This window comes from Ruegeria sp. YKSD179 (assembly GCF_059612885.1).
On sequence record NZ_JBXWRL010000002.1, the window covers coordinates 161171 to 179696 of the forward strand.

Consider the following 18526-nt stretch of genomic DNA (forward strand, 5'->3'; position numbering starts at 1 on the left):
CTTTGCCTGTGCATTGTGAACCGCCACATGTTTTTGGTTGCCACTGCTTCAAGGATCGATATGTGCTCCATCCGCTAGGGCAGGCGTTCCCAGAAAATGAACAAACTGTTACTCCGTTTATATCTACTGGAATCCCCCCGGCACCAGCGCAACCGGCTGCAGATGCTGCCATGCTGTCGCTTGGCAGCGTCGTCAACAATAATGCGAACATAACTAACTTTGAGTGCGCAGGTCTGGAAAACACACTATTCTCCGATTTTTTCTTCATGACATTCGACAGTGGTTGGGCAACTAAGTTTTACGTTTAGCCGACAGATGTTTGTCGGTGACGGCATCATACGCTTTTCCCACGTAAAACCACTAAAAGTTACTAATATCCGCCTTCTTAACTGATCTTGCCTCGGATATCCGCAGTATCCTGCCAAGCCGTTGTTCAACTGGCAAAGGTTTGACGTTAAACGCAACGTTCAAATTGAATGGACGTAAACATCGTTCAACTGCCTGTATCCTTGATTAGTAATCGACAAGTCATCATGATCTATCCATGGAGACTGAGATGGAAAAGTGGCTGAACGATCTCGGGCTGGGGCAATACGTTGACGTTTTCTCGGAAAATGACGTCGACGCTAGGGTTCTTCCGTTACTGACAAACGAAGATCTCAAAGAGCTTGGCGTCAGTCTTGGCCATAGGAAGATTATTCTCGCAGCGGTTCAAAAGCCGGGTACCGAAGAGACTTCTCCGCAACCATCTGAAGCGACCGACGCGCAATCTGTGGACTTCAAACAGGCGGTCGGTCCGGAAGAGACCAAAGCAGACACAGCGGCGGTAGGCAAACATTCACGCAACGCGCTTGCTGAGCGACGCCACCTAACTGTCTTGTTTGCAGATTTGGTTGGCTCGACGGAAATGACCAACAGCCTTGATCCCGAAGACATGCGGGACCTATTGCAACGCTACCAAGATGCAGTGGCCGGAGCCATTAGCCGTTTCGGTGGCTACGTAGCAAAGTATTTAGGCGACGGACTCCTTGTGTTTTTTGGATGGCCAACGGCTTACGAAGATCACGCGATACGGGCCGTAAAGGCTGGCCTGGAAGCTATCAACCGGGTCAAGGAACTCCGAACCCCTGATGGAGAACACTTGGCGGTTAGACTTGGCATTGCCAGCGGCGATGTGGTGGTCGGCGACACAATAGGTAAAAACACCTATGAAGAAGGCGCCATGACCGGACCAATCGTCAACCTGGCGTCTCGAATTCAAGAACAAGCAAAGCCCAACACTGTTGTTTTGCCTGCCGAGGAAACCGAAGCTGCATTGCATAAGATTTTCGAGTTTTCGTCGCTCGGAACAACAGAGCTCAAAGGTTTCAAAGAACCTCGAACCCTTTTGCAAGTGGTTTCAGAGCGGAGTGCCGAAAGCAGATTTCGCGCATCACACGGTGACGACAGCAGCACCAAAATGATCGGCAGGGACTATGAAAAAGGCATCCTGCTGCAATCGTGGCAACGTGCACAAGATGGGCTGGGAGAAGTCGTGTTGCTTACCGGTGAAGCCGGGATCGGCAAGTCACGCCTGACAGAGGAGTTTCTTGTTGAGAGCGCCTCAGAAGGCCGTGCAGACGTCATACGGTTAAATTGCTCGCCTTACCTTACCAGCAGCCCCTTTCATCCCGTTACACAAAGGATTTCCCAGGATGCAGGTGTTGAACCTGGATTTGACGACGACCAGATACTGGGTCAGGTGCGCAAAATGCTGGAAGCCAGGCCTGGTCTGGATTGGGAACAAGTACTTCCGGTATTTGCTGCTTTAGTAGCGCCACAGAGTGCCCTCGCCAAAGAGGTGCTGGAAATGTCACCGCAGGAACAACGTGACATAACCATTCAAACTTTGATCAACACGGTGAAAATTCGTTCGAAAGTGCGTCCTGTCATTTTGTGTGTGGAAGACGCGCACTGGATCGATCCATCTACGCATGCATTGCTTGAACGCTTCAAAGCAATTTGCGCTGATTTGCCGTTGATGATCTTGATCACCCACAGACCTGGATGGGAACTGGCGCGCGATGACGGTGACGCGCACGTCCAGACACTGCAACTTCGTAGGTTCGATACAGATCATGTTGCCAACCTGATGCGTGCAATTTCTGGGAAGACGCCAAATGACGAGCTGATAGCCGCGATCATAGAGAAAACCGACGGCGTTCCCCTCTTTGTGGAAGAGCTGACCCGCGCGATGGTAGATAAAGGTGAGAATGGTCAATTTTCCATTCCATCTTCGTTGAAAGGCACATTGATGGCACGCCTTGACGCGGTTTCACCAGACGCCAAACAGGTTGCGTTAACAGGTTCTGTAATAGGACGCGAATTTGAACCTAGTTTGCTGAGTGCTGCGATGAAGCTGTCAAACGACGAAGTTCAAGATCGCCTGGTGGAACTTTCGCGGACAGGATTGATATTTGAAAGCGGACATAACCGAGGGCACTACGTTTTTCGCCACGCTCTAATCCGGGATACAGCTTACCAATCAATGCTTGGATCAACGCGTAGGAAACAACATGCGGACGTAGCGCGAGCGCTTTTGCAATTGCGGTCTGCGGAAATTGAGCGTCGTCCTGAATTGGTTGCCCGCCACCTTTCCGAAGCTGAAGATTGGAGCGCGGCCTTCGACCGTTGGCGCAGAGCCACTGAAATGGCTTTGTCGAGGTCAGCGAGCCAAGAGGCAATGGCAAATGCCAAAGAAACACTCAAGGCCGCAGAACAGCTTGGAGAAGACGCGGGAGTAGAGAGGGTCATTAGCAAAATTCTTGTTGGGCGAAGCCACGATAGCTTGGGCCAACTGCCTGAAGGGATTGCAACGTTAAAAGAAGCCTCGGACGCGGCAAGGCACATTCGCCATGTAGAACTCGCGGCCGACGCCGCGCACCACTTTGCGGACTCTTGTATGATGTCAAGCGAACGCCACGACCAGGCCATTCAACTTTGCTTGGATGCACTTGGGGACTTGGCGGACCATGACGAAGTTCGGCGGTGCAGTTTGATGAGCCAGCTTGCGCGCGCGTACATGTTTATCGGTCAGTTCGCCGAAGGTGCACGTTACGGTCAACAGTCAATGGAACTGGCTGCGCAGCTTGGTGATCACAAATCTCAGTTCTCCGTAATGATGATGCATTTTGGAGCACCGTTTGTTGCGAGGAAAGAGAACGATGCGCGGAATTGGCGCGAAAACCTGGAAGCGATGCACCGGGTTGCCGAAAAGCTCGGAAGTATTGATCAGGGAAGGGACCGAACTCTTAGCATTTTCGTAGGGGCAGAAATGGCTGACCGTGAAGTGATGGATCACGCGCTTGAACTGCTGACAGAGATATCGAAGAAGGACAATCACCTACAGCTCTATTGGGTTCAGAAGCATGCTCGCGCTATGGTTGCGATTATGGCCGGAGAATTCGAGCAGGCGGAAAAACACGCTACTGAAGCCGTGAAAATCGGCAGGAAAACGCATGGCGAGCATGTGGAAGGAGTTTTTGGTGTTCAAATGTTCACGATCCGAAGAGAGCAGAGTCGCCTGCACGAGGTTGCTCCTGTTATCAAGCGGTTGATGAGTGAAAGCCCCGAGGACGTTGCCTGGAAACCTGGTTTCGGTCTTATTGCGGCAGAACTGGGATATCGAGAACCCGCTGAACGAATACTGAACGAAATCGCGGAAAATGGTTTCGTTTTGCCAGCAGATGCTATGTATTCCACGACTTTGTCATATCTGAGTGACATTTGCGTTGAAATCCAGCATTTCCAGCATGCTGAAACTGTCTACAAGTTATTGGAACCGTATGAAAATTTGACCATTACAGCCGGAGCGACCACGGTTTGCACGGGTGCGGCTGCGCGGCGCTTGGGCAGTTTGGCAGCCCTGTTAAAGGATTGGGAAACAGCCGAGCGAATGTTTCAAAAGGCGATCGAAATTGACACTCGAATGAAATCGCCGCCGTGGATTGCGCACAGCAAGGCTGCTTATGCGTCTGCCTTAAGGCGTCGGGGGACGAACGCCGACGTGAAGGCGGCGTTTCAACTAGAAGCGGAAGCGTTGGCAATTGCGCAGAAACTGAGTATGGTTTCCCTAAGGTCAAAACTCGAAGGAAAAGCAAGCTAACGTCCTAAAATTGCCGAGGGGGAGAATATGCCTAGGTATATTATTGAGAGAAATTTTGCCGAACAGTTGAATGTCGGCGACGATGACAAAATCAAAATCAAAGAAATTAACGACGAAGTGGGTGTTGAATGGATTTTTTCGTTCCTGAGTGCCGATAAACGCAAAACATACTGTCTGTATGAAGCCCCTGACGAAGAAAGTCTGAGAAAGGCGGCTGAGCGGCTCAACATTCCAGCGGACGTGATAACGCCAGTTGATCGTATTGATCCGGGGATATTTGCCTGAACTAAACCATTTTCTTGAAATGAAATTCACTCTCGTCACAGGGAACAGGTGAGCAGAGGAATTTCATGATAGCCGAGGCAGTATCGCAGGAAGCCTGACCTAATTAAGGAAGGCCAACTCATGTACGACCTGATGGCATTGGATGGAACTAAGTCAACGGTGGATCAAGCTGCATTAGATGCATTGGATGCATCTCTGCGCGGGGCAGTTCACCATAAAGGCAGTCGGGAATATGACGAAGCCCGCATTACATGGAACAGCATGTTCGAACGCTTCCCCGGGTTTGTGGTTCGAGCTTTGGGTGCGAGCGATGTTCAAAATGCGGTAAACTTCGTAAGGGACGCCGGTCTGGCTATGTCCGTTAGGTCGGGTGGTCACCAAATTGCAGGTCACGCTGTGGCTGACGACACGGTTATGTTGGATTTGTCGCACATGCGTTCTGTTCACGTGGATCCGGTTTCTAAAACGGCGCGTGTGGCCCCAGGGGCAGTTCTGGGTGATGTGGATCGGGAAACACAGACACATGAGCTTATAGTTCCCACCGGTATAAATTCAACCACGGGCATCGCCGGGCTTACGCTTGGCGGCGGATTTGGTTGGACGACACGCAAATTCGGAATGACGATCGATAACCTTCTGTCGGCTGAGGTGGTGACAGCGGATGGAGCAATCGTCACGGCATCGCCCAACAGTCATCCAGATCTATTCTGGGCCATCCGTGGTGGAGGCGGAAATTTCGGCGTGGTGACTTCCTTTGAGTTCCAGTTACATGACCTTGGACCAGAAGTTTTGTCAGGGCTTATCGTCCACCCGATCGAAAAGGCGCCCGAATTAATGGTCGAATATGCGAAAATTGCTGATACATCTCCAGATGAGCTTACCGTTTGGAGCGTGATGCGAAAGGCGCCGCCGTTACCCTTCTTGCCCGAAGAGTGGCATGGCCGAGAAGTATTGATCTTCGCAGCCTGCTACAGCGGTGGCATCGAAGAAGGTGAAAAAGCTGTTGCAGCCCTGAGGGCTCTGGGCGACCCGATCGCCGATGTGATCTCGCCGCACAGGTTCACAGACTGGCAGTCCGCGTTTGATCCACTGTTGACGCCGGGGGCAAGAAATTATTGGAAAAGCCATGACTTCGATTCACTATCGCCCGAAGCAATCGAAGGTCTTCTCTCCGGTATTTCACAGCTTCCTGACCCAGCTTGCGAAGTCTTCATTGCCCACGTGGGTGGCGCGATGGCGCGAGTGGGGGCCGATTCAACTGCGTATCCACAAAGATCCGCCCATTTTATCATGAATGTTCATACGAGATGGGAGGACCCTCAGAAAGATACAGAATGCATCCAATGGGCGCGAGATCTTTATGACCGGATGCAACCACACTCGACCGGCAGTGCATACGTGAATTTCATGCCCGAAGACGAGGCCGATCACATGGCTGGCGCATATGGTCACAACGGTGAGAGATTGGCGAAGGTCAAAGCGAAATATGACCCTAGAAATTTGTTCAGGATCAACCATAATATTTTGCCCGCTTAAGAACTCTATTGCTGGTTTGTTCTGCGGCAATCTGGGCTAAGAGCAGTGGCAAGCTCGCCACTGCGACCAAATAGAGGTTCCTTCTGCATGGGGATGGGGTACTTTGAGGTGTCTGCACTGCGGTAGCAGCTCGGATTGGAGTTAGCGAAATTCAGTTGGCAATTCGCTTGTTTCGCTCTGGCCAGAATTCATCTACCACAACGTAAGCGATGATAACAAAAAATGCTGCGCCAGCGACTTGTAGAACGCGTGTGATACTCTTGACGTCGGCCTCGTCGGAAAAGGGTGCGATTGAGCCGCCGTATACAATCAAGGCCGTTGTAATTGCGGACCCAGCGGCGGCGGCCAAAGGAATTTGCGATTTTCCGAGAATGCCTAGCGTCAGACAGAACAAAAAGCACAAAAGTACTGGCGTAAGGAAAATCGGCGCGATCACGTTGATTTCGTAACAGATAATCGAGACCGCCGCACCAAGGAGGTTTGCTGTCAACATTGCTTTGGCGACAGTGGTACCGGCGGAAGGCATAGCCGCAAGCTGCTGGCTGAGCAATGCGACAAAAAATAATACGAGTAACGCTGAAGCGCCGGATATAAAAAATACCAACGCGAACGGTACAGTAACCAAGGACATCCTGACAATTCGTCTATGTGGGTCGAAATCCTGCTGAACAGCATTTTTTGTCTGCGCTTCGCTTGGAGGTTCGGCTGGGATGAGAACAAACATTAACGTTGAAGCAAATCCTGCAAAAAATAAATTCATAGGAATCCAGAAAACCAGAACCAAAGCTAAATCTTGCGATTGCAACGCAAGGTTTGGGATCATTAAGGCGCCCATCAATGCGATTACACCAGGTAAAACACCGGCTCCTGACACCGACCAAACAAAAGAAAGAATAATTCCGATTGCTACAAAGATAAGAAATACCAAGGGGTAGGGCGAAAATATCGATGAAAGCAAAAATGAAATGAACATAAGCCCAATCGAAAACACGAATAGTTTGCCAAACGCCGCCAATGGCAAAGGTGCGGGCGCCTGAAGAAAGAGGGCAGCGAATACTGCTCCGACCACGGCAAGCGGCCAGCCTAAAAACAGACCAAGCGAGAATACTCCGGTCACGCCGAATGCGAGCCGAAGAATTGAGCGGCGATCTTCAATACGCATAGGAAAAAATGGAAACTACGTAAATGTACGCACGCCCCACAAGGTTCAACAGAGAGTTATCACTTAGGTACATAATGACATCTGCCTGTCCATTTAACTGAAAACGAAGATCATCTTCGGCATTTCCAGCTTCATATCCGGGCAATACTATTCGTACTGGGAAACGCTCTGGTTCACGTAAAAACCCTTTGGTGCTTGGAGGGCTTGCCAATTGACCTGGCTCATCGCCACCACTTAGCGATACGGCGGCGCTGAAACTTTCGATGACCCCGGGAACAATCTGTCCGGGATGCATATCCAAAACCACGTCTACAGGTGAACCTACTTCAGCTCTACCGATATTATTCTCGGTAAAATATGCTTCAATCCAAACATCTGTGGCATCAAGGAAAGTCAAAAGATCTTGTCCAGAACGCGCGTAAGTCCCGGGTGCTATCAGCAGGTTCGAAATCACACCTGTTGCCGGGGCTCGCAACTCCGTCCATTCAAGATTGAGTTCAGCATCGGCCAAGGCTGCCAGAGCTCTTTGAATTTTTGGGTTTTCCAACCCTTCGTCGCCCAATCTCTGCTTTGCCTTTTCCAGGTCCGCCAGCGCGTTTTCCAGATTTGCTTCTGATTCAGCTAATTGTCCACGGGCATCGTCCGCCCGTGTAACGGCTATCAATCCTTTCTTTTCCAAGGCGAAAACACGTTCCGTCTGAAGACGCATCGTATCCAGATCGCTCTGCGCGCGTGCCAGCTTAGCTTGAGCAGCGCTTACTTCCGCCGAGGAAGCCCCCACCTCTTGAGTGGCGGCTTCTAGGTCGGCTTCTGCCTTGGAGCGTTCTATCTCGTATGGCCTTCGGTCAATCCGCACCAATACGTCGCCCGCGGATACGACCTGACCATTTTCCACAAGTACTTCGGTAACGGTCCCGGTCACTTGCGGAACAATTTGCGTGGCGACGGCTTTGACCCGAGCGTTTCCGGTAAACGGTGTTTTGCGATCTGCGACCAAATACCAAACCAGAAAGAATAGAACTATCGCCAGTGTGGTCCAAATCGTCTTTCTCATTCTGCTGCTCCTTCAGCAGCGTCTGCGCCTTCAGGCGGCGCGTCGATCCAAACTTTGAACAACTCATAGAAAACCGCAAACAGCACCGGCCCCATGAATATACCGATCAAGCCATAGGCCATCATGCCGCCCAAAACGCCGATTAGGATAACGAGCATAGGTGTTTCCAACCCTTTAGAGATGAATACCGGGCGAAGGAAACTGTCCATAATTGTCACTGGAATGGCAAGGATGGTAAAAATCAGCGCCGACCCGCCAGACATGGTACTCCAAGCGTAAATTATGACCGGAAGCAGAACCAAACCGGGACCAATTTGGATAATCGATAAAATGAGACAGACAAATGCCAGTGTTGCCGCCGACGATATTCCAAATACTGTCAATAACACCCAAACAACAACAGCCTGAATTGCTGCAACGCCGATCACACCTTTGGTGACATTGCGGATTGTGGCACCTGCCAGAGTTATGAATTCTCCTCCCCGAGGGGCAAAGACACGATTTGCAAATCTTTGCAGGCCTTCAACCAGCTGTGGGCCAGGGCTGAAAAGGACACCCATAATGATAACAGACAAAGCAAGCCCTAGCAGGCCAATGCCAATGCCCAAAACCTTTCCAAAGAGCGACTTGGTTATCTCCAGAATTTGAGCGCCGTACTTGGCAAGGGCACCATCAAGGTTCCGCTCAAACATCGTCCAGACGTCCGCGACTTTGCCTCCGACTAGCGGCAATTCTTTTATGCCTTCCGGTGCAGGTGGAATTTTCAACTCTCCGCGATCTGCTTGTTCGGCAAATTCTGAGCCAAGCTCAGCCGCGCCCGATACAGCAGTCGCAATTGGTCCTAACGTCAGCAAAAGCCCCAACAAGACCAAGATAGTGGCTGACAATGACTTGCGCCCGCCCAGTTTGCTTTGAAGCCAATCGAAAATCGGGTACAGCGCCACGCAAAGAATTGTCGCCCAAATAACCACGCTTGCAAGTGGGGCGACCATTATCAGTGCACTGTAAAGGAATAGTCCAAGGAAAAGTAATCGTATTGCGAGATCGACTATTTTTGCGTCTTGAGTCTTTTCCATTCCATCCCTCCGAAGTTTAATAAGGAAAATGTTACACTCAAAAATTGAGATATGTACAATTTTTTTGCTGAGATGACGTCTATCAGGTTGTAGTTCAGCGAAAATTCCAAACGCGCTGAACTACAAATGCAACGAACAAATTGCCGGACTTAGCTTTTTGAACGGCACAAGGGACGTTTTTCACTTGTCGGCATCGTCGTCATCTTGGGATAGAATTGAGTCAGCGACGGTCGTGGCTGCTGTTACAAAAACGCCCAGCCCGACAATAATATAAAGCATCGTAAATATTTTACCTGCTGCTGTTTCAGGTGAAAAATCACCAAACCCAACGGTAGAAATGGTCACAACCGAAAAATAGGCAGAGTCCAACCAGCCCCAGCCTTCAACATAATGATAAAACACAGATGCCCAAAAAATCATGCCTACGGTAAAGGCAAGAATTCCTTTAACTCTCCCGTCCTTAAACGCGATACCTATTCCTCGGGTTATTCTGGCTAACGAATTCATTGGACCTCCATAGTTTGCTGGAGGCTTTAATATCAGGCTTTCGCAAAATTCAAAAATTGGTTGGAAGGAGTTAGTGGTAGCCAACGGAAAGACGTAGCCAAATTTGAGGATGCTCTCCGCATCTTCCGTCCGCAAGTTGCTAAAATCGGCAATTTGATCCAACCGAATTGCAACCACGTACTAAAAGTGTTCCCCAACACGGAAGACTTTTTCTGTGTTACCTTTGCCCCGCATTATGCGGGGCTTTTTTTGCGGTTATCGAACTTCAATATTCTACAAACTTCTACTATTTCGAATAAAATAATGGATTTCTCAGCGCTGTTTATGATTTCGTAATTCCCTAACAGGGGGAGGGACAAAAATGGCGCGCTTCGATTGCCCAGCAGTACTTTGGATACTTGCCGGGATTATATTTGTTTCGAGCACTTTCCTTTTAAACGCTCAGGAAACTGAGGTGGAACAAGAGCCCGTTGAGGTTGAGCAAGATGACTTGTTTTTGCAAGTCATGGATAAGAGTATTTCGAGCGGCGAACTGGAGATATTGCTAGTCCCACTTACCGTTGACGAACTGTCTGAGTCAGCTGGAATTTGGCAGGATCATGTTCGTGAATTGCTTGAAGACGTTGCAAGGATCAACGTGAACCTACAATCGGCAAGTGGATCTCAGGAAGATAATCTGAGGTCTCAGCTTAATGTTATGAATGATACAGGTGCGGGAGTCTTAAATAATTACACGCTTGTCTTAGAAGAATGGGCTTTGAAAGGAGCTGCCGAGGAAGACCTGAAGCCGCACACTGATTACATTCTGGCGCTGAAAACGGGTGTTTTAAAAACAACCGATTTGCAAACACTATTCCAAAACGCAGTACAATGGCTGGTGTCATGGGATGGTGGAGTTGGCCTGCTAATGGCGGGCCTTGGTGTATTGGTCGCCGTTTGGGTCATGATGTTTATTGCTCGGCTTGTGCGCAGAGTCACAGAACGCGGTTTAAACAAAATACCGACCATATCCAGGATGCTAAAAAGATTCATAGCGACGTCGGTTTATTGGGCCGTTTTTGTACTTGGGATTTTGGTTGTCTTGGCGTTGTTTGGCGTCAACGTGACACCACTTTTCGCGGTTCTGGGTGGTCTGTCTTTTATTTTAGGTTTCGCGCTTCAGGAAACGCTGGGAAACCTTGCGAGCGGACTGATGATAATGGTTTTGAAGCCATTCGATACCGGCGACTATATTCAGGTCGGCGGTTCCTCTGGCTTTGTCGATGAAATGTCTGTGGTTTCGACGAAAATCCGCACCTTCGATAACCAGATTATCATTGTGCCAAACAGTAAGATTTGGGGCGACGTAATTACCAACGTAAGCGCATCAGAAGAGCGCCGTGTCGATATGGTATTTGGCATCGCGTATTCCGACAACGCCGCTCATGCAATCGATGTTTTGAAAGAATTGGTCTCGCAGCACGATTTGTGCCTTCGTTCGCCGGAACCAGAAGTCTTTGTCGGAGAATTGGGCGATAACTCCGTTAATATTTTTTGCCGGCCATGGTCCAAGTCAGACGACTATTGGACGGTGTATTGGGACATAACAGGTCAGGCAAAGGAACGGTTTGACGAAGAAGGGATATCGATTCCGTTCCCGCAGCGCGATGTTCATCTGATCCCGGCAGAAGGATTGAAGTCATGAGAGCGCTTTTAGTTTGTTTCACGCTGCTTCTGTTTGCCAGCAACGTTGTGCTGGCCCAAACCGAAGAAATTCTGCAACCGCAACCAGAACGCGACGATCCCGAATTTATAGCACCGGTAACTGTGGACGGGGAAGAACTGTTTGTTGTGCGCGGATCTAGTGCGTTGCCGGCCACTGAGCGTGCCGAGAAAATTGAGGAAAGGATCACTCAGGTCGCGGAAAAATCAGAAAGCGCGACGGTCAATATCCAAGTTTCAGAAGCTGAATTTGGACAACTCATTCGTGCCGACGGTCAGATGGTCACCATCACCACTCAAGCGGATGCCGACCATGAGCAGATGGATATTGAGGTTCTGGCTGGATTGCAGGCGGAAGCCATCGAAGTCGCTATTTTACAGTACCGTGATGCTCGATCCAGTGAAGGACGAGTTGACAGCGCTTTGGCTGCGGTCGCGTGGACAGCAATATTCGGGCTTGTGTCATATTTCTTTTTTACAAAACGAAAGAAGTTTCTGAGTTACATCCGCAAACAGCTGGAAAAAAGGGTGGAAACTGTAGAAGAGGCAACCAAATCCCTTCTGCGAAGCCGGGCTATCGCCTCAATCATAGTGTATGCAATCCAAACGGTAATGTGGGTGCTTTTTCTGTTCTTTTTCTATTATTACCTGTCCCTGGTCCTGTTGTCGTTCGCGGAAACGCAGGCCATTGCGCAAGTTTTGCTTAAATATGTGAGCGAACCGCTGATTGGAATTGTGCTGGCTGTGGTGGGCTACTTACCCAATCTTATTATGCTGGCGATAATTGCAGCGGTAACTAGGTTTGTTATCCGCGGCCTTGATCTGTTCTTTGAAAACTTGGAAAACGGTGCGTTCCAAATAAAGGACTTTGAAGCGCACTGGATCGCTCCAACGAACATGCTTTGCCGGGCTTTGGTTATCGTTATCGCGGTTGTGTTTGCTTACCCATATATCCCCGGCTCGGATTCCCGGGCTTTTCAGGGCCTGACTATTCTCGCTGGAATAATGGTTTCTTTAGGGTCCAATACTGTTGTTTCCAACATGATGGCCGGATTGTTTGTCATTTATCGTCGAAGCACCAATATCGGTGACCGAATTCGGGTAGGGGACAAAGTGGGGGATGTAACCGAAATCAAACTTATGGAAACGCTTATCAAGTCGATAAAGAACGAAATGATCAGTATTCCAAATGCTCAGTTGTTGAACTCCGAAGTTGTAAACTATTCGCGCAAAGTCGACGGTCGAGGAATCCTTGTTCATACGACGGTAGGGATCGGGTACGAAGAACCGCCAAAAAAAATTCAAGCAATGTTGATAGAAGCTGCCCGTCGCACCCAAGGATTGCGAAAAACACCGGAACCTTTTGTGCTTTGGACCCAGTTGGCCGACTATGCCATCAACTACGAAATCAATGCCTATACGTCACGTGGATCAAGTCTTCCTAAAATTCTGTCGGATTTGCACGAGAATATTGTCAATGTCTTCAACGAGAACAGTACACAAATAATGACACCTTCGTATATTGCGGATCCCCCTGAGCCCAAGATTTCCACTGAAGAATGGGATGGCAAATTAGCGCGGAATACCACCTGAGCTTGCAGCTAAGATCTTGGCAAGGTTCGGACTTGCAGCAGAGACGCATCATGGTTGCGGCGTCTTTGTTTGAATAAGCGTGAAGCACTATGAAATTTGCGGGGAGTGGGGCAAGGGCAATGTCTTTGAGCGCAAAAAGGTTCGAGCTGTTATCTATCAGTTGTTAAAACTCAACATTGCGTTGTGTGTTTTTGGGTTATTGCCTTGGTCTGCGCGGTTTAGTTTGTGATTTTTTTCAGGTGGTTGTTTCTCAGGATTTTTTAGTCACAGCGATTGCGGCAGAAAAAGCGGTCGTGGCAATTCGACGAGGCCTCACAATCGGTTTTTTGAGGAGCTAAATCTTCTTAGTATCAAATTAAAACGCTGTTTATTCTGTGCAAGCTGCAGGGATCACGCGTCTACGCGCAAAATCTCGCTAGCTTTTTCACCGATCATTATTGCTGGGGCATTTGTATTTCCGCTGACAATCTCGGGCATTATTGAACAATCAGCCACCCTAAGATTTCCAATCCCGTTTACTTTGAGTGTTGGGTCAACCACGGAGTTTTTCGATGTGCCCATCGCGCATGTTCCGGTGGGGTGGTATATTGAAACTGAATTTGATCGGGCCCAATCCAGAGTTCCCTTGTAATCATCACTTGACAACTCTGAGCTTGGCCTGAACTCTTCAGAAATTTTTGAGGCCAGTGGGTTATGTCGCGCGATGTTCCGCGCGATATTCACTCCGTCAACAATAGTTCTGCAATCTGTTTCAGTAGATAAGTAATTCGGGTGTATTTTTACGTATTGAGAAGGGTCGGGACCATCCAGACGCAACTCGCCACGGCTTTCAGGTCGAAGCTGGCATACGGACATCGTGAAAGCAGAGAATGGATGCACGCCTTCTCCGGGGCTGTCAGCAGACCAAGGTTGAACGTGGAATTGAATGTCAGGTGTATCAAGCTCTGTTCGGGTTTTAAGGAACCCAGTTGCCAGGCTAGCCGCCATCGTCATTGGACCGGCGCGAAACAGCGCGTATTTCATTGCAATTCTTGCTTGGTTGAACAGGCTGCGAACCTCGTCGTTCAACGTAGGCTCGTTGCACTTGAAAACAAGTCGCGCCTGCAAATGGTCTTGAAGGCCTTTTCCCACACTGGGCAGCGCATGGAGAGGCTCAATTCCGTTTTCTTTCAAATGATCGGGATCCCCGATACCTGATAGCATCAGAATTTGCGGAGAGTTTATCGCGCCTCCGGACAAAATGATTTCGCGGCGAACCTTGATCGTTTTCTGTTCACCTGAGCGGTCTCTGTAAATTAAGCCCGTTGCTTGCTTTCCGTCCAGTTGGACGCGCGTCACCAATGCGTGTGTGATTATCTTTAGGTTTTGCCGATTTCGAATTGGCTTGAGGTAGGCGACAGCAGCGCTACACCGACGACCATTCCGCGTTGTCAATTGGAAATAACCGACGCCTTCTTGATTGGCCCCATTGTAATCAGGATTGAATGGGTACCCAGCGGATTGAGCAGCCGCCACCCATGCGTCACAGATCGGTCGCTGTATGCGCATGTTAGATACGGACAAGGGTCCGCCGACGCCATGGTAGTCGTCTTCACCGCGCTCTTGGTCTTCGCTGCGTTTAAATAGAGGAAGTACGTCGTCCCATCCCCAGCCAACATTTCCCATTTGTCGCCAGCGGTCATAATCCTCTTTCTGACCGCGTACATAAAGAAGACCATTCAGAGATGATGAACCGCCCAGAACTTTTCCTCTAGGCCAGTCAATTGACCGACCATTCAGGCCGGGGTCGGGTTCGGTACGATAGCACCAATCCACGGATGGGTTGTGCATCGTCTTGAAATACCCGACGGGAATGTGAATCCATGGGTTTGTGTCTGGTCCTCCAGCCTCCAACAAGGCGACGGTTGTGTTGGGGTCAGCACTCAGGCGATTCGCAACGACGCAGCCCGAAGAGCCCGCTCCGACGACTGCATAATCCACCTTCATAACCGTCTCCTCCCAAGGTCGTTGAAAAAAACTCTAGGCAAATTGCCGGAACTATACTAGCCTTTTTTGATACAATACGTCTCAATAATTGGGAAATGGGAGGAACCAATGGGAATATTTGACCGTGTGAAAGGGGTCTCGCGTCGAGATTTCTTCAAGATTGCAGGTACCTATGGCATGAGTTCAACACTCTTGGCTGCAGGTACTTTGGGCGGCGCAATGACGGCCGCCAACCTGGCGCAAGCAGCTGAATCGCAGTACAATCGCCGGTATTCGAAAGAACCCAAGTTTAATCTGAAGTTTGGCGCGGCAGGCTTCAATCAAGACAACCTTCTTATTGAACGAGCCGGCTGTCTTGAGTTTGTGCGCGACCTGGAAGAACGCACCGATGGCGAGATCCGTGTCGAATTCATCGGCAACAACCAGATTTGCGGTCAGCTTTCCTGTGTCGAAAAAACACAGCAAGGGATCGTCGATATCTACGCGGCATCGACACAAAACTCGGCAGGAGGCGCACCCTATCTGAACGTGCTTGACTATGCCTATATGTTCCGTTCGCGTGCCGATCAGTATCACTTCATGTATTCGCCTGCCTCGCAGACCATCCTGCGCGATCCTTTTGAGAAGATGCACGGGCTGAAGTTCCTCTTCACCCACGCGGAACTCCGCGGCATCCAGCTTGGCCTTGCGTGGGAAGACAAAGACACTGTGACCTCCGTCGAGCAGTTAGCTGGCACCAAGAACCGCGTCACCGGTACTCAGCTTGGTCGCATCGCGATGCAGGCACTGGACTTGAACCCTGTTCCGGTCGCTTGGGAAGAAACCCTTGACGGTTTGAAACAAGGGCTAATCGACGGCGCAGAGACATGGGCATCGGCTGTGGCCTACGCCAATATGTCGCCAGTGGTTTCGCAATGTGTCGATCTGCGCTTTTTCTGCGGTACTGAGCATACTGCTATGTCGGCATCGACATTCGACAGTCTTGGTGGCGAATTGCAGGACGCTGTGATGGAGTCTTCTTATCTGACGCAGGTGCACGTGCAAGCAGCAAATGAGGCAGCTCTGGTCAACACCGTTGGCTTCTCGCACCCGCATCAAGGCCCCGACACGATCTTCGCCAAGAATAACGTGCGCGTCGCCGCATTGTCTGATGCCGAGATCAAAAAGGCGGAAGAAATGTGTTCCCCCGAGTTCCAGCCACAGCTATGGGAAGAGTGGCGTGAACGGATCAACAGTTGGGCCGGCGGCATCGATACCTATCAGGAAATCTATGACGAGGTACGAACCAACCCGCATACTCTCGCGGAAAATGTCGAGCCGCGTCGTTGGTGGAAAGGTTAAGATTGTTAGTCTAGCATCGAGCCAGCCCTTTCAAAGGGCTGGCTTTTTTGCCGCGAGTGGCTGAAGGGCCGAGACTGACGGGAGGGTATACATGTCAATTCTTGCTGACATTGGCGCGATTTTTTCGGCCTTACTTGCAGGCGATGCCTTTGGCATTCGAAATGCTCTGAAAAGCGATGCAACCTGGATACTCGGGTTCATCGTAGCAATCGGCGGAGGTTGGGCCATAGCGATGATTTATAAGCGCGTGCCACTTCTGGACCGCCATTTGGAACGTAGTTTCATGGTGATCAGCTATCTTGCCATTGCGTTAATAATTTTCTGGGGCGTGGTTGACCGGTTCATCTTTTCCAATCAGCAGCCTTGGTCGACGACGATCCCACCATTGTTGTTCATGGTCATGGCTTGGTTTGGTGCAACCTATAATGTGCGTCTTCGCTCTCACCTCAGTTTTTCAGAGTTCCGCAGTCGGATGAGCCGCAAGGGTCAACTCCTTTGTCTCTGCCTCGACAACGTTTTGTGGATGACTTTTGCAATTATTGTGATTGTGACGACGGCTCGGGCTGTGGCGCTTTCGGCGTCAAATTTCCAAATCGTTCTTGGCACCGACAATACAATGCAATGGTGGTTCCTAATAACGGCACCTCTCGCTTTTGTGCTGATGGCTGGCCGCGTGGTTGAAAACTTTCTGGAAGATCTTGAGAACTACCGTGAAGGTAACGAACTTATCAAGCAATCCGTTATCGGAGGAGGTGATTAATGACCGACGGAACAATAATCACCCTGATCTCGGTCGGCGTCACCTTTCTTTTTATGTTGGGTGTACCGGTTTTTTTGGTCATCGCGTCCTGGATTGTAGGCTGTTCTTTCGTTCTAGGCCTGACGCTCGACAATATGGGAGCCGAGCTTCTAAACGTATTTAACAAGGGCTTTGCCTTGCTCGCGATGCCATTGTTCATTCTTACAGGCGACTTGATCAACAAGTCGGGTATTGCGCGAAGGCTATCAGATTACGCATACGCTTGCCTTGGATGGGTGCGTGGCGGGCTTGCCATGGCTTCGCTGGGTGCATGCGGCCTTTTCGCCGCGATTTCGGGTTCGAACTCAGCCACTACGGCAACCATCGGTTCAATGCTGCACCCCGAGATGGTTAAAGGTGGGTACGACGAACGCTTTTCTGCCGCAACAGCGGCGGCCGGCGGCACGGTTGGGATCATCATCCCTCCGTCGATTATCTTTATCGTTTATGGCTTCCTTCTGAACCTTCCGATCTCGGACCTTTTTGTGGCTGGTATCCTGCCCGGCGCGCTAATGGTGATCGGTATGCAGGTTGCCTGCTGGCTTGTTTGCCGTGCTAATGGCTGGGGCCACCTGATCCAATTGCAACTGAACCGGGTTTTGAAAACAGCGTTCGGTGCATGGCTTGGTTTCTTTGCTATTGGGCTTGTGCTTTGGGGTATTTACACGGGCAAGTTTTCACCGACCGAAGCAGCCGGAGTAACCGTCGGTTTCTGTATCATTGCCGGACTCCTAAGCTGGATCGCAAGTCGCGTGTTGAAGTTGAATATGAACAAGGATTGGTCCGAGAAATCCTATGCCGAGATGTTGGTCGTGGAGGGATTCACCCTTAGAGAAATTCCCAGCATCACCATGCGTTCAGCCCAAATTACCGGGGTTTTGGCACCGCTTATTGCGATTTCGGTTGTGATGCAGCAGATACTTTCGTTGTTGGGGGCGCAGGCGGTAATAACAGACTTCCTGACGTCGATGGGCGGATACTATCCTGTTCTGTTCGCAGCCATGGCTATCGTCTTTGTTTCTGGCATGGTACTGGAGTCCCTGCCGGTTACGATCATCCTAGCACCAATTCTCGCGCCGATTGCAGCAAGCGTTGGTGTCGATCCAATCCACTTCGCGGTAATATTTCTTGTTGGCGCTTCAATCGGCTTCATAACGCCGCCGTATGGCCTTAACTTGTACGTTGCCTCAGGCGTGACCGGAGTGCCCTATTTCCGGCTATTGAGATACACGTTCTACTACTTGATCGCATTGATCTCGGTGTGGCTCCTTGTAGCTCTGACACCGGATATCGCCCTTCTACTTTTGCCCAATCGATAATATAAGCCATGGGTAAATATGCG

The 18526-nt window shown here is 50.0% G+C and carries 13 protein-coding genes; 8 read left to right on the top strand and 5 right to left on the bottom strand.

Annotation, left to right across the window (positions count from 1 at the left end):
* Positions 1 to 556 precede the first annotated feature (556 nt).
* The 3 genes from AC2FNE_RS01040 to AC2FNE_RS01050 all read left to right on the top strand — a co-directional run bounded on the left by AC2FNE_RS01040 (position 557) and on the right by AC2FNE_RS01050 (position 5965).
* Entirely contained in the window at positions 557 to 4144 is a 3588-nt protein-coding gene (locus tag AC2FNE_RS01040; RefSeq protein ID WP_496804602.1) for an adenylate/guanylate cyclase domain-containing protein, read from the top strand.
* Positions 4145 to 4171: 27 nt separating this feature from the next.
* Positions 4172 to 4429: a DUF4242 domain-containing protein gene (locus AC2FNE_RS01045; RefSeq protein WP_170476190.1), complete on the top strand. Its 258-nt coding sequence runs from the start codon at positions 4172 to 4174 to the stop codon at positions 4427 to 4429.
* Between the two features lie 120 nt (positions 4430 to 4549).
* Positions 4550 to 5965 carry an FAD-binding oxidoreductase gene (locus AC2FNE_RS01050; protein ID WP_170603970.1) on the top strand — a complete coding sequence of 472 codons (1416 nt, stop codon included), beginning with the start codon at positions 4550 to 4552 and terminating at the stop codon, positions 5963 to 5965.
* Between the two features lie 151 nt (positions 5966 to 6116).
* On the opposite strand, the gene AC2FNE_RS01055 is transcribed toward AC2FNE_RS01050, so the two are convergent.
* From AC2FNE_RS01055 to AC2FNE_RS01070, 4 genes are all read right to left on the bottom strand, one after another.
* Complete coding sequence (locus tag AC2FNE_RS01055; protein ID WP_496804603.1) at positions 6117 to 7127, bottom strand: DUF2955 domain-containing protein; 1011 nt, start codon at positions 7125 to 7127, stop codon at positions 6117 to 6119.
* Positions 7117 to 8181 carry an HlyD family secretion protein gene (locus tag AC2FNE_RS01060; RefSeq protein WP_496804604.1) on the bottom strand — a complete coding sequence of 355 codons (1065 nt, stop codon included), beginning with the start codon at positions 8179 to 8181 and terminating at the stop codon, positions 7117 to 7119. Before AC2FNE_RS01060 ends, AC2FNE_RS01055 begins: the two co-directional genes overlap by 11 nt.
* Complete coding sequence (locus tag AC2FNE_RS01065; RefSeq protein WP_170476186.1) at positions 8178 to 9257, bottom strand: AI-2E family transporter; 1080 nt, start codon at positions 9255 to 9257, stop codon at positions 8178 to 8180. The genes AC2FNE_RS01060 and AC2FNE_RS01065 overlap by 4 nt, the downstream gene beginning before the upstream one ends.
* Before the next feature lie 180 nt (positions 9258 to 9437).
* Complete coding sequence (locus AC2FNE_RS01070) at positions 9438 to 9926, bottom strand: potassium channel family protein (protein WP_254442445.1); 489 nt, start codon at positions 9924 to 9926, stop codon at positions 9438 to 9440.
* A 199-nt stretch (positions 9927 to 10125) separates the two neighbouring features.
* Here AC2FNE_RS01070 and AC2FNE_RS01075 point away from each other — a divergent pair, with 199 nt between their 5' ends.
* Positions 10126 to 11448: a mechanosensitive ion channel family protein gene (locus AC2FNE_RS01075; RefSeq protein WP_496804605.1), complete on the top strand. Its 1323-nt coding sequence runs from the start codon at positions 10126 to 10128 to the stop codon at positions 11446 to 11448.
* The gene (locus tag AC2FNE_RS01080) at positions 11445 to 13058 is read left to right on the top strand and encodes a mechanosensitive ion channel family protein (RefSeq protein ID WP_496804606.1); all 1614 of its coding nucleotides are present in this window, start codon (positions 11445 to 11447) and stop codon (positions 13056 to 13058) included. The genes AC2FNE_RS01075 and AC2FNE_RS01080 overlap by 4 nt, the downstream gene beginning before the upstream one ends.
* Before the next feature lie 390 nt (positions 13059 to 13448).
* Here AC2FNE_RS01080 and AC2FNE_RS01085 read toward each other — a convergent pair whose 3' ends face one another.
* Positions 13449 to 15044, bottom strand: a complete 1596-nt coding sequence (locus AC2FNE_RS01085) for a GMC family oxidoreductase (RefSeq protein WP_496804607.1) — start codon at positions 15042 to 15044, stop codon at positions 13449 to 13451.
* A 108-nt stretch (positions 15045 to 15152) separates the two neighbouring features.
* On the opposite strand from AC2FNE_RS01085, the gene AC2FNE_RS01090 reads away from it, so the two are divergent.
* From AC2FNE_RS01090 to AC2FNE_RS01100, 3 genes are all read left to right on the top strand, one after another.
* Positions 15153 to 16385: a TRAP transporter substrate-binding protein gene (locus AC2FNE_RS01090; protein WP_170476182.1), complete on the top strand. Its 1233-nt coding sequence runs from the start codon at positions 15153 to 15155 to the stop codon at positions 16383 to 16385.
* Positions 16386 to 16476: 91 nt separating this feature from the next.
* Entirely contained in the window at positions 16477 to 17145 is a 669-nt protein-coding gene (locus AC2FNE_RS01095; RefSeq protein ID WP_170476181.1) for a TRAP transporter small permease, read from the top strand.
* Positions 17145 to 18503, top strand: coding sequence for a TRAP transporter large permease (locus AC2FNE_RS01100; RefSeq protein WP_170476180.1), 1359 nt, complete (start codon positions 17145 to 17147; stop codon positions 18501 to 18503). The genes AC2FNE_RS01095 and AC2FNE_RS01100 overlap by 1 nt, the downstream gene beginning before the upstream one ends.
* Positions 18504 to 18526: the final 23 nt, after the last annotated feature.

Excerpts from the sequence above, each read along its gene's own strand:
- AC2FNE_RS01040 (WP_496804602.1), top strand. The coding sequence starts at position 557 with ATGGAAAAGTGGCTGAACGATCTCGGGCTGGGGCAATACGTTGACGTT.
- AC2FNE_RS01045 (WP_170476190.1), top strand. The coding sequence starts at position 4,172 with ATGCCTAGGTATATTATTGAGAGAAATTTTGCCGAACAGTTGAATGTC.
- AC2FNE_RS01050 (WP_170603970.1), top strand. The coding sequence starts at position 4,550 with ATGTACGACCTGATGGCATTGGATGGAACTAAGTCAACGGTGGATCAA.
- AC2FNE_RS01055 (WP_496804603.1), bottom strand. The coding sequence starts at position 7,127 with ATGCGTATTGAAGATCGCCGCTCAATTCTTCGGCTCGCATTCGGCGTG.
- AC2FNE_RS01060 (WP_496804604.1), bottom strand. The coding sequence starts at position 8,181 with ATGAGAAAGACGATTTGGACCACACTGGCGATAGTTCTATTCTTTCTG.
- AC2FNE_RS01065 (WP_170476186.1), bottom strand. The coding sequence starts at position 9,257 with ATGGAAAAGACTCAAGACGCAAAAATAGTCGATCTCGCAATACGATTA.
- AC2FNE_RS01075 (WP_496804605.1), top strand. The coding sequence starts at position 10,126 with ATGGCGCGCTTCGATTGCCCAGCAGTACTTTGGATACTTGCCGGGATT.
- AC2FNE_RS01080 (WP_496804606.1), top strand. The coding sequence starts at position 11,445 with ATGAGAGCGCTTTTAGTTTGTTTCACGCTGCTTCTGTTTGCCAGCAAC.
- AC2FNE_RS01085 (WP_496804607.1), bottom strand. The coding sequence starts at position 15,044 with ATGAAGGTGGATTATGCAGTCGTCGGAGCGGGCTCTTCGGGCTGCGTC.
- AC2FNE_RS01090 (WP_170476182.1), top strand. The coding sequence starts at position 15,153 with ATGGGAATATTTGACCGTGTGAAAGGGGTCTCGCGTCGAGATTTCTTC.
- AC2FNE_RS01095 (WP_170476181.1), top strand. The coding sequence starts at position 16,477 with ATGTCAATTCTTGCTGACATTGGCGCGATTTTTTCGGCCTTACTTGCA.
- AC2FNE_RS01100 (WP_170476180.1), top strand. The coding sequence starts at position 17,145 with ATGACCGACGGAACAATAATCACCCTGATCTCGGTCGGCGTCACCTTT.